Consider the following 12,568-nt stretch of genomic DNA (forward strand, 5'->3'; position numbering starts at 1 on the left):
GATCTATTTTACTGCTGCCGGGAGAGGAGTCGAACCTCTACAGACGCCTCCAAAGGGCGTTGTCCTGCCATTAGACGACCCGGCAAAATTTTAATGATGTCGCCGGGAGCAAGGGCTTTGTTTAAAATTTGAGTCCGGCTTCACGAGCGGCATCTGCCAATGATTTTACAACGCCATGGTATGAATAACCATTGCGATCAAATACTACTTTACTGAGTTTCTTTTCTAAAGCAAGTTTTCCTATTTCAGCACCAACCCGCTTGGCAATTTCTTTTTTGCCTTTAAGCGTTTTAATTTCGTCACGCACTGATGGTGAGAGTGTTGATGCCGCAACAAGTGTCTTCGCCTGCGAATCATCCACAATCTGAGCATACATATGATGTAAGCTCCGGTAGATTGTTAATCGAGGACGTTCAGTTGTCCCACGTATTTTTTTACTGATTCGATTTTTAATTTTTAATCTTTTTTCAATTCTCGATTTTTTAATCATAAATTATCCTGCCTTAGCTCCGGCTGTCGCTGCCGCTTTTCCTGCTTTCCGGCGAATGTACTCACCTTCATACTTTACACCCTTACCTTTATATGGTTCCGGTGGACGGAAAGATCTCAATTTTGCCGCGACCTGACCGACAAGCTGTTTGTCAATTCCTGAAATCAGTATGTTTGTTGGTATCGGAACTTCAAGTTTAATTTCCGCCGGTGCTTCAAATATTATCGGATGCGAATAACCGAGCACGAGTTGAAGTTTTTTCCCTTTCATCTCAGCTTTATATCCGACACCGACGATTTCCAATTTCCTTTGAAATCCTTCTGAGACACCCTTCATCATATTGCTCAGTAATGCTCGCCATGTGCCGTGTAAAGCCCGATATTTTTTTTCATCAGAAGAACGCTTAAGTATAAGTGCATTCTCAACAACTTCCACGGAGATTGCCGATGGAACTTTCGCAGACAACATCCCTTTCGGTCCGGTCATCTTCAGCATTACATCGTTCTTCTCGATCTTAACGCCTTTTGCAACGGGTATTGGTTTTTTTCCTATTCTAGACATTTTTTTAACTCTTATAATTATATTACCATATGGAACATAGTACTTCGCCGCCGATATTTTTCTGGCGAGCGTCTTTATCGGTCATAAGCCCCTGCGATGTTGAGACTATCGCAATTCCTAAACCGTTTAATACACGTGGTATCTCTTCTGCCGGTTTATATATTCTTAATCCGGGCTTGCTAAATCTCGATAATCCAGTAATCGCCGCTACGCCGTCTGTATAGCGAAGAGACACTCTAATAATTCCTTGCTTGTTATCGTTAAGTTCCGAATAACCGTTGATGTAATGTTGTTCGGTTAATATCTTACTGAGCGAGCGTTTTAAATTCGAAGCGGGGATATCGACACGGCGATGACGCGCTTTAATAGCGTTTCTTAATCGTGTCAGATAATCTGCAATTGGATCTGTTGTATTCATATTTTTCTGATTCCTTACCAGCTTGCCTTTAACACGCCGGGAATTTTTCCGTCGAGTGCCAATTTTCGAAAACATAGACGGCATATTCCGAATTTGCGCATGTAACCACGCGGTCTTCCGCAAATGTTGCAGCGGTTATGTTTTTGAACGGCATGTTTCGGCGTTCGTTTCGCTTTTACTACCATTGCTAATCGTGCCAACTCTTATCTCCTACGGTTGCGTTTATCGATTATTATTCAATTGTTGATTGTCTTTTTTCGAACGGCATGCCGAACTGCTTCAGAAGTGCGTAACCTTCCTGATCGTTCTTTGCTGTCGTTACGAATGTTATATCCATCCCGAAAATTTTCGTTACTTTATCGAAATCTATTTCGGGAAAAATAATTTGTTCTTTCACACCTACAGTGTAATTTCCTCTTCCATCGAACGATTTATCCGAGAATCCGCGAAAATCACGGATACGCGGAACTGCTACGTTCATAAACCGATCCATGAATTCGTACATTTTACGTCCGCGAAGTGTGACCCGAATTCCTATTGGTAATCCTTCTCTCAGTTTGAAATTCGATATTGCTTTCTTCGCTTTTGTGATAACTGCCTTCTGACCGATGATTGATTCGAGGTCTTTAATGATTACATCGAGCAATTTAGCATCTTGAGTAGCTTCACCAACACCTACATTGACTGCTATTTTTTCAAGCTTAGGTACCTGCATAACGTTACTGTACTTGAATTCTTTCATCAAATTTTCAATGATCGATTTCTCGTACATTTCATAAAGTCGGGGGATTACACCAGCTTCCTGTTCGCCAGGTTTCGATTTCGGTGCTTCTTTTACAGCTTTAGTTGATTTTTCTTTGCCCATAATATTTTCTCGTTATTAAAACATCTCTTCACAGGAACGGCATACGCGCATCGTTTGCTTTTTGCCAGTCGCCGCATCTGATACACTCTTATGACCGATGCGCGATGGTTTGCTGCACTTGGGACATATTACCAAAACATTCGATGTATTTATCGGTGCTTCTTTTTGAACGATGCCGCCTTGCGGATTCTTTTGAGATGCTTTCGTATGACGTTTTATAATATTCACGCCTTCTACTATCACTCGTTCTTCTTCGCGGAATATTTTCAAAACTTTGCCGGTTTTGCCCTTTGCATTTCCGGATATTACTTTTACTGTATCGTTTTTATGAATGTTCATATTCTTTCCAATTTCCTACAATACTTCAGGTGCAAGCGAAACAATCTTCATGTAATTTTTATCGCGCAATTCGCGTGCGACCGGTCCGAATATACGCGTGCCTCTCGGTTCACCCTGAAGATTCAAAAGTACCGCAGCGTTTTCATCGAAACGGATGAATGATCCGTCACGACGCTGAATTTCTTTTTTTGTCCTGACTATAACAGCTTTTGCGACTTCACCTTTTTTTACCGCACCGCCGGGTATAGCGCTTTTTACTGAGACAACGATTACATCGCCTAACGACGCATAGCGTCTTTCGTGCCCACCTAAAACCCGGATACACCGGACTTTTTTTGCGCCCGAATTATCAGCGCCCACCAGATTAGTTTCTTCCTGAATCATATCTGCTCTTCCAGTTATTTTGCTTTTTCAATAATTTCAACCAAACGCCACCGTTTCAATTTGCTTAAGGGGCGTGTTTCCATAATTTTTACCTGATCACCCACTCTTGCTTCTTGCTTTTCATCGTGAGCCATGAGTGAAGTGGTTCTTGTATAATATTTCTTATATATCGGATGTGGAATTCGTCGCTCTATAGCTACCACTATGCTTTTATTCATCTTTGCGCTTGTAACTTTACCGAGGCGCACCTTCCGTTGATTTCTATTTTCAGCCATCATGCTATATAAATCCTTTATTATTTGGCTTTTGATGTTTCGGGTGTTGAACGTTCGCTAATCATTTCTTTCTCACGCAACACCGTTTTCAATCGCGCGATATCTCTGCGTACCAGACGAACTTTGATCGGGCTTTCGAGTTGGCTTGTCGCTTTTTGAAATTTTAAATTGACCAAATTCTCTTCTTCATCAATTATCCGCTTTTTCAATTCCTCTTCCGACAATCCTTTTATTTCAAATACTTTCATTTCTTACTTCCTTATTTTCCGGTATAAGTTCGACGCGTAACCATTTTTGTCTTTAAAGGCAGTTTATGCGACGCGATATTCATTGCTTCTGCCGCGAGAGTTTTGTTAATTCCACCGAGTTCGAATAGAATTGTTCCGGGTTTAACTACAGCTACCCAAAATTCAGGTGCGCCTTTACCGCTTCCCATTCTGGTTTCTGCCGGTTTTTTTGTAACCGGTTTATCGGGGAATATACGTATCCAAACTCTTCCTTCCCGCTTCATCAAACGAGTAAGTGCAACTCTGGATGCTTCAATCTGCCGCTGGGTTATCCAACCCGGTTCCATCACTTTTAATCCGAAATCTCCGAACGAGATTGTGAAGCCGCGCGTTGCTTTTCCGCGCATTCTTCCACGCTGTTGTTTACGGTATTTTACTCTTTTTGGTAATAACATAATCCAATATCTTCTTAATTTAACGTGCTATTTTTTCTAAAACTTCGCCACGGCAAATCCATACTTTGACGCCGATTGAACCATAAATAGTTTGCGCTGTCGCTTGGGCATAATCAATATCGGCGCGAAGCGTGTGAAGTGGGATTCTTCCTTCTTTGTATTGTTCAGATCGCGCGATTTCTGCGCCGCCAAGACGGCCTCCGCACATTACGCGGATTCCTTCGGCACCCATCCGCATTGCAGATGTTATTCCCATCTTCATCGCTCGCCTGAAAGACATTCTGCCTTCCAATTGAACCGCGATATTCTCTGCAACTAAATAGGCATCAAGCTCGGGGCGTTTAATTTCGTTGATCAGAATCTTAACTTCCTTGTTAGTTATCTGCTTTAATTCTTCTTCCAGTTGTGTTATTTCTTTTCCACTTCTTCCAATGACAATTCCGGGTCGCGATGTGTGAATGGTTATCACAGCTCGCTTCGGTGTTCTATCAATCAGAATTTTAGAAATACCTGCCTTCTTTAATCTACTTTGAATATAACTTCGAACCTTCATATCTTCCTGAAGTTTCGATGCGAAATCTCTCTCGTCGTACCAATTTGAATCCCACGTTCGTAAGATTCCAAGACGAAAACCAACTGGATGAACTTTTTGTCCCAAGCAATCTCCTGTTATTGACTTTGTTGTTTAGATGATGGTTTATCTTTCGGTTTTGCAACCGATTTTTTTCTTTGAACTTTTTGAGCTACAACTATCGTTAAATGGTTCGATCTTTTTAACATTCGGTATGCACGACCCATTGGCGCCGGCAGCATTCGTTTCATGCTCGGACCTCCGTTCACGAAAGCTTCTTTCACCACGAGTGTATCTGTATCGGTTCTTCCTGCTTCGTCTTTATTCTGAAGGTTCGAGACCGCCGATCTTAATACTTTTTCGGCAACACGCGATGCATGTTTGGGTGAAAAGTGTAAAATATTTATCGCTTCCGGGACAGATTTCCCGCGAATGAGATCTATTATCAACCGCATTTTACGCGGAGATGATCCAATATACCGATTTATCGCACGAGCTTCTAACATAATCTTATCCTTCACCAGTAGTTGAATCACTCTTCAAACCGGGATGACCTCGGAAAATTCTTGTGGGTGCAAATTCACCCAACTTGTGACCTACCATTCCTTCGTGTACATAAACAGGTATGAATTTATTCCCGTTATGAACAGCCAATGTATGACCAACAAATTCCGGAGTGATCGTTGATGAACGCGACCACGTTTTTATTACCTTCTTCTGACCCGATTTTGCCATCGCTTCGATTTTTCCTTGAAGCTTTGCATCAACGAAAGGTCCTTTTTTGAGAGAACGACTCATAATCTACTTCTTCATTAAGAATGTTTTATTGCTGAATTATTTCCGACGTTTAATTATTAATTTGTCGGATTTCAATTTTTTATGTCTGGTCTTCTTACCCTTTGTATGCCAGCCCCACGGTGAAACCGGGTGCGGATTACCTTGCGGCGATTTTCCTTCACCACCACCATGCGGATGATCTACCGGATTCTGCACGACACCACGTGATTGAGGGCGAATGCCTTTCCATCGAGAACGTCCGGCTTTTCCAAGACTAATATTTTCATGATCAAGATTACTAACAGTGCCAATTGTTGCAAAGCAACCGCTGGGGATATTTCTTACTTCACCCGATGGCATTTTCAATTGTGCATATTTTCCTTCTTTTGCCATTAATTGGATCGAGGCACCTGCGCTTCTTCCAATTTGTCCACCTTTTCCGGGGCGCATCTCTATATTATGCACGAATGTACCAACCGGAATAATTGACAACGGCATCGCGTTTCCAACCTTGATTTCAACCTGAGGACCGGATGATAATACTTCGCCAATTTTGATTCCGTTCGGAGAAATGATATATCTCTTTTCCCCATCTTGATATTGAAGCAATGCGATGCGCGCAGTTCTGTTCGGATCGTACTCGATTGCAATTACTTTAGCTGTAACACCGATTTTATCTCGCTTGAAATCGATCTTGCGATAAAATTGCTTATGTCCACCGCCGCGATGACGCGAAGTGATGTGTCCATTTGTATTACGGCCACCGCTCGATTTCAACGGTTCGATTTAACTTTTTTCCGGTTTCGATTTTGTGATCTCGTCGAAAGTCGGGACAGTCATCCATCTGGTTCCCGGTGTATTTGGTTTTAAAATTTTGATACCCATTCTCGTTTACTTTCTTCTATCAAACGTTAGCAAAAAAATCAATCTTATCGCCCTCTTTAAGGGTGACAATCGCTTTTTTAAAGTGTGATGTTTTTCCCTCGAATCGACCTTTGCGGGTCATTTGAGTTTTCGACTTACCTTTAAAATTCATCGTGCGTACGTTGATGACTTTTACTTTAAATTTCTTTTCAACCGCATGTGCGATTTCAATTTTGTTCGCAGCAAGAGCAACCTCAAAAGCATAAATACCTTTATCCTGAAGGTTCGATACTTTTTCGGTCACGAGTGGGCGATAAATAATGCCTGTCATATTAACTTCATCTTATTGAAATGTTTTTTCTAATGCTTCTATTGCGCTTTTTTGAAGAACAAGAACTTTGCTGTTTAAAATATCGTAAGTCGATGCCTTCGATGCTTCAAGAACTTTTAAGGACGGGAGATTACGTCCCGACTTCCAGATGTTTACGTCTGTTTTCCCTACCAAGAATAAAGCTTTTTTCTCTGATAGCTTCAATGCTTTCATGATTTCCGCCATCTCTTTAGTCTTGGGTTGATCGATGCTGAAATCTTCGATGATCGTAATTGCGGCATCTTTGGCTTTATAACTCAACGCTGATTTTCGAGCCAATAATTTTACTTTTTTCGGTAACTGCCTTGAATAATCTCTTGGAACGGGACCAAAAATTGTTCCTCCGCCTTTCCACAATGGAGAACGGACAGCTCCGATTCTTGCCCGACCTGTGTGCTTTTGTTTCCATAACTTTTTACCGCTTCCGGCGACCTCACCGTATGTTTTTGTTTTGTGAGTTCCCTGACGCTGGTTTGCAAGATAACTGGTGACCGCCTGATAAATCGCATGGTCGTTTGGCTCTATCTCAAAAATATCCGGAGAGAGTTTAACTTTCTCGCCGCTTGGAGTGCCATCTTTTTTATATATATCGAGCTGCATAATTTGTTATTGTCTATAAAATTTCTTTTGAGATTTCTACGTAACTGTTATTATATCCTGGAATTGAACCGCGAATTAAAACTAAATTAGATTCAGGGATAATTTGAACAACCCGTAAATTTTTTACTGTAATCTGGGTTCCGCCCATTCTTCCTGCCATGCGCATTCCTTTAAAAACGCGTGATGGATAAGAACTGGAACCGATCGATCCCGGCGCACGAACACGATCGCTTTGACCATGCGTTCTTAAACCGCCGCCAAAATGATGCCTTCTAACTACGCCCTGAAATCCTTTGCCTTTTGATGCTCCGCTAACCGAAACAACATCTCCTGCCGCGAATAACGATTCAACCTTAATTTCTGATCCAGCTTGATATTTATTTACATCAAGGTTACGGAATTCACGAATTAGTTTCTTCGGATTCACATTAGCTTTTTTGAAATGTCCGGACATTGGTTTATTGACGTGTTTGTCTTTTTTATCTTCAAAACCAACCTGAACAGCTTCATAACCATCTTTGGCTTTGGTTTTGATTTGGGTTACAATACACGGACCCGCTTCAATGATAGTACAGGGAACCGATTCCCCTTTCTCATTAAAGACGCTGGTCATTCCTATTTTCTTGCCTAGTATACCACTCATTGTCTTTTACTCGAAATAAGTATGTCGAAACACCCCAGTGCCGGAAAATCCGGCAATGGGGTTCGATACAATATTATTATGATTGTAGAATTAAATTATACCTTTATCTCCACATCGACGCCAGCAGGAAGCTCTAATTTCATCAACGAATCTACCGTCTTGTTAGACGAGTTGAGTATGTCGATGAGGCGCTTATGGGATCGCATTTCAAACTGTTCGCGCGATTTTTTATCAACGTTGGGAGAACGCAAAACAGTGTAAAGTGTTCGTCTTGTTGGTAAAGGAATAGGACCGGATACGATTGCGCCAGTCGACTTTACCGTCTTGATAATTTTCTCAGCCGATTTATCGATAAGCGTATGATCGTACGATTTCAATTTAATGCGTATTTTTTGTCCAGCCACTTTATTATTCCTTTATTGATCGTTATTTACTCAAGAATCTTTGTTACAACGCCTGCACCAACTGTGCGACCACCTTCGCGAATTGCAAATCGTAAACCTTCTTCCATTGCGATTTCGGAGATGAGTTCTACCGATAGGTTATCAACGTTATCACCGGGCATAACCATTTCGGTTCCACTCGGTAATGTTGCAACGCCTGTAACGTCGGTTGTTCTAAAATAAAATTGTGGACGATATCCGCTGAAGTACGGAGTATGACGGCCACCTTCTTCTTTTTTCAATACGTACACCTGACATGTAAATTTTTTGTGAGGTGTGATACTTCCTGGTTTTGCAACAACCATACCGCGCTCGAGATCGTTCTTTTCAACGCCGCGTAATAACAAACCGGCATTATCGCCTGCTTGCACTTCATCGAGTTCCTTGCGGAACATTTCAGCACCGGTAATAACTGTTTTCTTATGAGCACCTAAACCGATCACTTCAACTTCGTCTCCGACCTTTGCATGGCCGCGTTCAACACGACCTGTACCTACAGTACCACGTCCTGTGATGGAGAAAACGTCTTCAATAGGCATTAAGAATGGCTTATCAACGTCGCGCTTCGGTAACGGAATGTAAGCGTCGACTGCATTCATCAATTCATAAATCGGTTTGAATGCTGCATCGTCCGGTTTTGCATCAGGGGCTAAAGCGCGTTCCATTGCTTTCAACGCACTGCCTTTTACTATGGGAATTTCGTCGCCCGGGAATTCATATTTTTTCAGAAGATCGCGTAATTCCATTTCAACTAATTCGATTAGTTCCGGATCATCCACCATATCAACTTTATTCAAGAAGACTACAATTTTAGGCACTCCGACTTGTCTTGCGAGAAGGATATGCTCACGTGTTTGTGGCATTGGACCGTCATTCGCGGCAACAACAAGAATGGCTCCATCCATTTGTGCGGCACCGGTTATCATGTTCTTTATATAATCTGCGTGGCCAGGACAGTCGACGTGTGCATAATGTCGTTTATCTGTCTGGTATTCTACGTGCGCAACTGCAATTGTAATACCACGTTCACGCTCTTCTGGTGCGTTATCAATGCTATCGAACGTACGGACTGCCGATAATCCTTTCTTGCTCAATACCATTGTGATTGCAGCGGTGAGCGTCGTCTTACCATGGTCAATATGGCCGATGGTACCGACGTTCACGTGCGGTTTGTCTCGGTTAAATTTTTCTTTTGCCATAAATGATCTCCTTAATTAGCTGAGATGTTTGTTTGTTTCATTAACTAAACTTATACAGTGACGGATTCCCGTCCACGAACTTTTTCAACAATTTGATCTGTAATGCTTCTGGGTACTTCTTCATAGTACGCAAATTGCATTGTGTATATTGCGCGACCCTGCGTCATCGACCTCATTTGGGTTGAATAACCGAACATTTCCGAAAGAGGTACTTTCGCTTTAATCACTTGCGCATCTTTGCGCGCAACAAGTCCTTCGATTTTTCCTCGACGTGAACTGAGATCGCCCATCACATCGCCCATATAATCTTCGGGAGTAACCACTTCAACATCCATAATCGGTTCTAATATTACCGGATCGGCTTTATCTGCGGCTTCCTTGAAAGCGATTGAACCTGCGATTTTAAATGCCATTTCAGAAGAATCGACCGCATGGAAAGATCCGTCGAACAACTTCACTTTAACATCAACCACGGGATATCCGGCTAAAACTCCGTTTTTCATCGCTTCAACGATACCTTCTGAGACAGGTTTAATATACTCTTTTGGAACCACACCTCCAATTATTCCATTTTCGAATTCGAAACCCTTACCTTTTTCATTCGGTTCAAGAGTGATCCAAACATGTCCGTATTGACCCCTTCCACCGGATTGACGAACAAATTTACCTTCTTGCTCAACCTTTTTACGAATTGTTTCTCGATAAGCTACCTGCGGTTTACCGACATTTGCCTCTACTCTAAATTCACGCTTCATTCTATCAATAATAATTTCAAGATGCAATTCACCCATTCCACTGATAATTGTTTGGCCTGTTTCTTCATTTGAAGAAACCCTGAATGTGGGATCTTCTTCAGATAACTTAGATAACGCTTCTCCCATCTTTTCTTGATCGGCTTTCGTTTTCGGTTCGATTGCAACTGCGATCACGGGTTCCGGGAACTCCATCTTTTCTAAAATAATTGGATCTTCCTCGTCGCACAGTGTATCGCCTGTTCTTGTATTTTTTAATCCTACTACTCCAACGATATCTCCGGCGTATGCCGCATCCGTATCTTCACGATGATTCGCGTGCATGCGCAGCAATCTTCCGATTCGCTCTTTGCGTCCGGTACTTGAGTTAAATACATAAGAACCAGATTCAATTTGCCCGCTATACACACGCAGGTAAGTGAGCTTACCGATGTACGGGTCTGTCATGATCTTAAATGCTAAAGCAGAAAATTTTTCATTATCTGATACTTTTCGCGTTACATGATCTTTCATGTTGGGATGATGACCGCTAACTTCACATGCAGAAAGATCAACAGGCGATGGAAGAAAATCTATGACTGCGTCCAACAATCCTTGAACACCTTTATTTTTGAAAGATGAACCACAAAGCACAGGAATGATGCTAACTTTTAAACAGGCCCTGCGTAATACATTTTTAATTTCTGTCGGTGATATTTCTTTACCGTCGAGATATTTTTCAAGAAGCGTGTCATCTTCATCAGAAACCGCCTCCAACATTTTTGTACGGTATTCACATGCTTTCTTTTTTAAATCTTTGGGGATTTCGATATCGTCCCACGATGTACCGGCGGATCCTTCGTGGAATACTCTTGCTTTAAAAGTAATAAGATCTATGTAACCGGTGAATAATTCACCTTCACCAATCGGGATTTGTACTGGAACAGCATTGGCATGAAGACGATTTTTCATCATATCAATTACATTATAGAAATCAGCACCTACGCGATCCATCTTATTTACGAATGCTAAACGCGGAACGCCATATTTATCTGCCTGCCGCCAAACTGTTTCAGATTGTGGCTCAACACCGCCAACGGCACAGAATAATGCAACTGCACCATCGAGTACTCGTAAAGATCGTTCAACCTCGACGGTGAAATCAACATGTCCTGGTGTATCTATTATATTTATACGATGATTATTCCAAAAACAGGTTGTAGCGGCACTTGTTATAGTTATACCTCGTTCTTTTTCCTGCTCCATCCAGTCCATTGTGGCAGCGCCATCATGGACTTCACCCATCCTATGAACAACACCTGTATAAAATAATATACGCTCTGTCGTAGTAGTTTTCCCGGCATCTATGTGAGCCATAATGCCGATGTTTCTTGTTCGCTCTAATGTATAAACTCTTGCCATTCTTTAAAAATCTATCTTTCCATCAAATCAAAATATCTTAACTTATATCTAAAATTTAAAATGAGCGAATGCTTTGTTGGCTTCTGCCATTTTGTGTGTGTCTTCACGTTTTTTAACCGCGCCGCCCTCGTTATTTGCAGCAGCAATAAACTCTGCAGCAAGTTTCATTGCCATCGATTTATCTTTCCGTTCATTTGCATAATTAATAATCCATCGGATAGCCAGAGCAACACTTCTATCCTGCCGTACTTCTGTCGGTATCTGATAAGTTGCTCCACCAACACGTCTGGCTCTTATTTCTAAAATCGGCTTCACATTGCTGATAGCTTTTTTGAAAACGTCAAAACCACTTACATCTTTTGATCGTTGTCCAGCAATATCAAATGCGTCATATACAATTTTTCGGGCACAATGCTTTTTACCCTGTTTTAGTACATTATTGATGAACCTACCGACCAAGATATCATTAAATTTTGGATCGGGGGTTACAAATCGTTTTCCTGCAGTCTTTTTTCTCATATTACTTTTTTGGCCTCTTTGCGCCGTACTTAGATCGACCTTGTTTTCTATCCGTCACCCCTGCGGTATCCAATGTACCACGAATAATATGATACCTGACACCGGGTAAATCCTTCACCCTACCCCCACGAATGAGCACAATTGAGTGCTCTTGAAGGTTATGACCTTCACCGGGGATATAGGCAGTAACTTCGATGCCATTTGTTAATCGTACACGAGCCACTTTTCTTAATGCAGAATTAGGCTTTTTGGGGGTAGTTGTATACACCCTGGTGCAGACACCGCGTTTTTGTTGCGACTTCTGTAATGCTGGGGCTTTACTCTTCCAGGTTACATCTTGTCGACTAAATCGTATTAATTGATTGATAGTGGGCAATTATTCAAACTCCTGAATTTTCCAAAAGTTTATAAATAT

The 12,568-nt window shown here is 41.7% G+C and carries 21 protein-coding genes, 1 tRNA gene and 1 pseudogene; all 23 read right to left on the bottom strand.

The genetic code is table 11. From position 1 onward, the window contains the following. Positions 1-14 precede the first annotated feature (14 nt). A tRNA-Gln gene (locus tag HZB59_00475) sits at positions 15-85 on the bottom strand. Positions 86-121: 36 nt separating this feature from the next. Next, positions 122-490: a 50S ribosomal protein L18 gene (locus tag HZB59_00480; GenBank protein ID MBI5019896.1), complete on the bottom strand. Its 369-nt coding sequence runs from the start codon at positions 488-490 to the stop codon at positions 122-124. 3 nt (positions 491-493) lie between these two features. Continuing rightward, positions 494-1,051: a 50S ribosomal protein L6 gene (gene rplF / locus HZB59_00485; GenBank protein ID MBI5019897.1), complete on the bottom strand. Its 558-nt coding sequence runs from the start codon at positions 1,049-1,051 to the stop codon at positions 494-496. A gap of 22 nt (positions 1,052-1,073) precedes the next feature. Next, positions 1,074-1,469: a 30S ribosomal protein S8 gene (gene rpsH, locus HZB59_00490; protein MBI5019898.1), complete on the bottom strand. Its 396-nt coding sequence runs from the start codon at positions 1,467-1,469 to the stop codon at positions 1,074-1,076. A gap of 14 nt (positions 1,470-1,483) precedes the next feature. After that, positions 1,484-1,669, bottom strand: a complete 186-nt coding sequence (locus HZB59_00495) for a type Z 30S ribosomal protein S14 (protein ID MBI5019899.1) — start codon at positions 1,667-1,669, stop codon at positions 1,484-1,486. Between the two features lie 32 nt (positions 1,670-1,701). After that, positions 1,702-2,334: a 50S ribosomal protein L5 gene (rplE, locus tag HZB59_00500; GenBank protein MBI5019900.1), complete on the bottom strand. Its 633-nt coding sequence runs from the start codon at positions 2,332-2,334 to the stop codon at positions 1,702-1,704. Between the two features lie 15 nt (positions 2,335-2,349). Continuing rightward, positions 2,350-2,673, bottom strand: coding sequence for a 50S ribosomal protein L24 (locus HZB59_00505; protein MBI5019901.1), 324 nt, complete (start codon positions 2,671-2,673; stop codon positions 2,350-2,352). A gap of 15 nt (positions 2,674-2,688) precedes the next feature. Continuing rightward, complete coding sequence (gene rplN, locus HZB59_00510) at positions 2,689-3,057, bottom strand: 50S ribosomal protein L14 (protein ID MBI5019902.1); 369 nt, start codon at positions 3,055-3,057, stop codon at positions 2,689-2,691. Between the two features lie 14 nt (positions 3,058-3,071). Next, positions 3,072-3,332 carry a 30S ribosomal protein S17 gene (gene rpsQ, locus HZB59_00515; protein MBI5019903.1) on the bottom strand — a complete coding sequence of 87 codons (261 nt, stop codon included), beginning with the start codon at positions 3,330-3,332 and terminating at the stop codon, positions 3,072-3,074. A gap of 20 nt (positions 3,333-3,352) precedes the next feature. Next, the gene (rpmC, locus tag HZB59_00520) at positions 3,353-3,580 is read right to left on the bottom strand and encodes a 50S ribosomal protein L29 (GenBank protein ID MBI5019904.1); all 228 of its coding nucleotides are present in this window, start codon (positions 3,578-3,580) and stop codon (positions 3,353-3,355) included. Between the two features lie 11 nt (positions 3,581-3,591). Beyond that, on the bottom strand, positions 3,592-4,014 hold the full coding sequence (gene rplP / locus HZB59_00525; protein MBI5019905.1) for a 50S ribosomal protein L16: 423 nt from the start codon (positions 4,012-4,014) through the stop codon (positions 3,592-3,594). Positions 4,015-4,033: 19 nt separating this feature from the next. Then, positions 4,034-4,672 carry a 30S ribosomal protein S3 gene (gene rpsC, locus HZB59_00530; protein MBI5019906.1) on the bottom strand — a complete coding sequence of 213 codons (639 nt, stop codon included), beginning with the start codon at positions 4,670-4,672 and terminating at the stop codon, positions 4,034-4,036. 11 nt (positions 4,673-4,683) lie between these two features. Next, positions 4,684-5,091 (bottom strand): 50S ribosomal protein L22, encoded by a 408-nt coding sequence (gene rplV / locus HZB59_00535; protein MBI5019907.1) that lies wholly within the window; start codon positions 5,089-5,091, stop codon positions 4,684-4,686. Between the two features lie 4 nt (positions 5,092-5,095). Then, a complete protein-coding gene (gene rpsS, locus HZB59_00540) occupies positions 5,096-5,383 on the bottom strand; it encodes a 30S ribosomal protein S19 (protein MBI5019908.1) in 288 nt (95 codons plus the stop codon). Positions 5,384-5,419: 36 nt separating this feature from the next. Continuing rightward, positions 5,420-6,247 (bottom strand): annotated as a pseudogene (gene rplB / locus HZB59_00545) (50S ribosomal protein L2). Positions 6,248-6,266: 19 nt separating this feature from the next. Beyond that, positions 6,267-6,557 carry a 50S ribosomal protein L23 gene (rplW, locus tag HZB59_00550; GenBank protein ID MBI5019909.1) on the bottom strand — a complete coding sequence of 97 codons (291 nt, stop codon included), beginning with the start codon at positions 6,555-6,557 and terminating at the stop codon, positions 6,267-6,269. Positions 6,558-6,569: 12 nt separating this feature from the next. Continuing rightward, on the bottom strand, positions 6,570-7,196 hold the full coding sequence (gene rplD / locus HZB59_00555) for a 50S ribosomal protein L4 (GenBank protein ID MBI5019910.1): 627 nt from the start codon (positions 7,194-7,196) through the stop codon (positions 6,570-6,572). 13 nt (positions 7,197-7,209) lie between these two features. Next, positions 7,210-7,839 (bottom strand): 50S ribosomal protein L3, encoded by a 630-nt coding sequence (gene rplC, locus HZB59_00560; GenBank protein ID MBI5019911.1) that lies wholly within the window; start codon positions 7,837-7,839, stop codon positions 7,210-7,212. Between the two features lie 95 nt (positions 7,840-7,934). Continuing rightward, entirely contained in the window at positions 7,935-8,243 is a 309-nt protein-coding gene (gene rpsJ / locus HZB59_00565; protein MBI5019912.1) for a 30S ribosomal protein S10, read from the bottom strand. A gap of 26 nt (positions 8,244-8,269) precedes the next feature. Beyond that, on the bottom strand, positions 8,270-9,481 hold the full coding sequence (gene tuf / locus HZB59_00570; GenBank protein ID MBI5019913.1) for an elongation factor Tu: 1,212 nt from the start codon (positions 9,479-9,481) through the stop codon (positions 8,270-8,272). A gap of 50 nt (positions 9,482-9,531) precedes the next feature. Further along, positions 9,532-11,634 (bottom strand): elongation factor G, encoded by a 2,103-nt coding sequence (gene fusA / locus HZB59_00575; protein ID MBI5019914.1) that lies wholly within the window; start codon positions 11,632-11,634, stop codon positions 9,532-9,534. A gap of 48 nt (positions 11,635-11,682) precedes the next feature. Continuing rightward, positions 11,683-12,153 carry a 30S ribosomal protein S7 gene (gene rpsG / locus HZB59_00580; protein MBI5019915.1) on the bottom strand — a complete coding sequence of 157 codons (471 nt, stop codon included), beginning with the start codon at positions 12,151-12,153 and terminating at the stop codon, positions 11,683-11,685. Position 12,154: 1 nt separating this feature from the next. After that, positions 12,155-12,529, bottom strand: a complete 375-nt coding sequence (locus HZB59_00585) for a 30S ribosomal protein S12 (GenBank protein MBI5019916.1) — start codon at positions 12,527-12,529, stop codon at positions 12,155-12,157. Positions 12,530-12,568: the final 39 nt, after the last annotated feature.

The organism is Ignavibacteriales bacterium (assembly GCA_016214905.1).
In the GTDB taxonomy this organism is placed as follows: domain Bacteria; phylum Bacteroidota; class Ignavibacteria; order UBA10030; family SZUA-254; genus PNNN01.

Excerpts from the sequence above, each read along its gene's own strand:
- HZB59_00480 (MBI5019896.1), bottom strand. The coding sequence starts at position 490 with ATGATTAAAAAATCGAGAATTGAAAAAAGATTAAAAATTAAAAATCGA.
- rplF (MBI5019897.1), bottom strand. The coding sequence starts at position 1,051 with ATGTCTAGAATAGGAAAAAAACCAATACCCGTTGCAAAAGGCGTTAAG.
- rpsH (MBI5019898.1), bottom strand. The coding sequence starts at position 1,469 with ATGAATACAACAGATCCAATTGCAGATTATCTGACACGATTAAGAAAC.
- rplE (MBI5019900.1), bottom strand. The coding sequence starts at position 2,334 with ATGGGCAAAGAAAAATCAACTAAAGCTGTAAAAGAAGCACCGAAATCG.
- HZB59_00505 (MBI5019901.1), bottom strand. The coding sequence starts at position 2,673 with ATGAACATTCATAAAAACGATACAGTAAAAGTAATATCCGGAAATGCA.
- rplN (MBI5019902.1), bottom strand. The coding sequence starts at position 3,057 with ATGATTCAGGAAGAAACTAATCTGGTGGGCGCTGATAATTCGGGCGCA.
- rpsQ (MBI5019903.1), bottom strand. The coding sequence starts at position 3,332 with ATGGCTGAAAATAGAAATCAACGGAAGGTGCGCCTCGGTAAAGTTACA.
- rpmC (MBI5019904.1), bottom strand. The coding sequence starts at position 3,580 with ATGAAAGTATTTGAAATAAAAGGATTGTCGGAAGAGGAATTGAAAAAG.
- rplP (MBI5019905.1), bottom strand. The coding sequence starts at position 4,014 with ATGTTATTACCAAAAAGAGTAAAATACCGTAAACAACAGCGTGGAAGA.
- rplV (MBI5019907.1), bottom strand. The coding sequence starts at position 5,091 with ATGTTAGAAGCTCGTGCGATAAATCGGTATATTGGATCATCTCCGCGT.
- rpsS (MBI5019908.1), bottom strand. The coding sequence starts at position 5,383 with ATGAGTCGTTCTCTCAAAAAAGGACCTTTCGTTGATGCAAAGCTTCAA.
- rplW (MBI5019909.1), bottom strand. The coding sequence starts at position 6,557 with ATGACAGGCATTATTTATCGCCCACTCGTGACCGAAAAAGTATCGAAC.
- rplD (MBI5019910.1), bottom strand. The coding sequence starts at position 7,196 with ATGCAGCTCGATATATATAAAAAAGATGGCACTCCAAGCGGCGAGAAA.
- rplC (MBI5019911.1), bottom strand. The coding sequence starts at position 7,839 with ATGAGTGGTATACTAGGCAAGAAAATAGGAATGACCAGCGTCTTTAAT.
- tuf (MBI5019913.1), bottom strand. The coding sequence starts at position 9,481 with ATGGCAAAAGAAAAATTTAACCGAGACAAACCGCACGTGAACGTCGGT.
- fusA (MBI5019914.1), bottom strand. The coding sequence starts at position 11,634 with ATGGCAAGAGTTTATACATTAGAGCGAACAAGAAACATCGGCATTATG.
- rpsG (MBI5019915.1), bottom strand. The coding sequence starts at position 12,153 with ATGAGAAAAAAGACTGCAGGAAAACGATTTGTAACCCCCGATCCAAAA.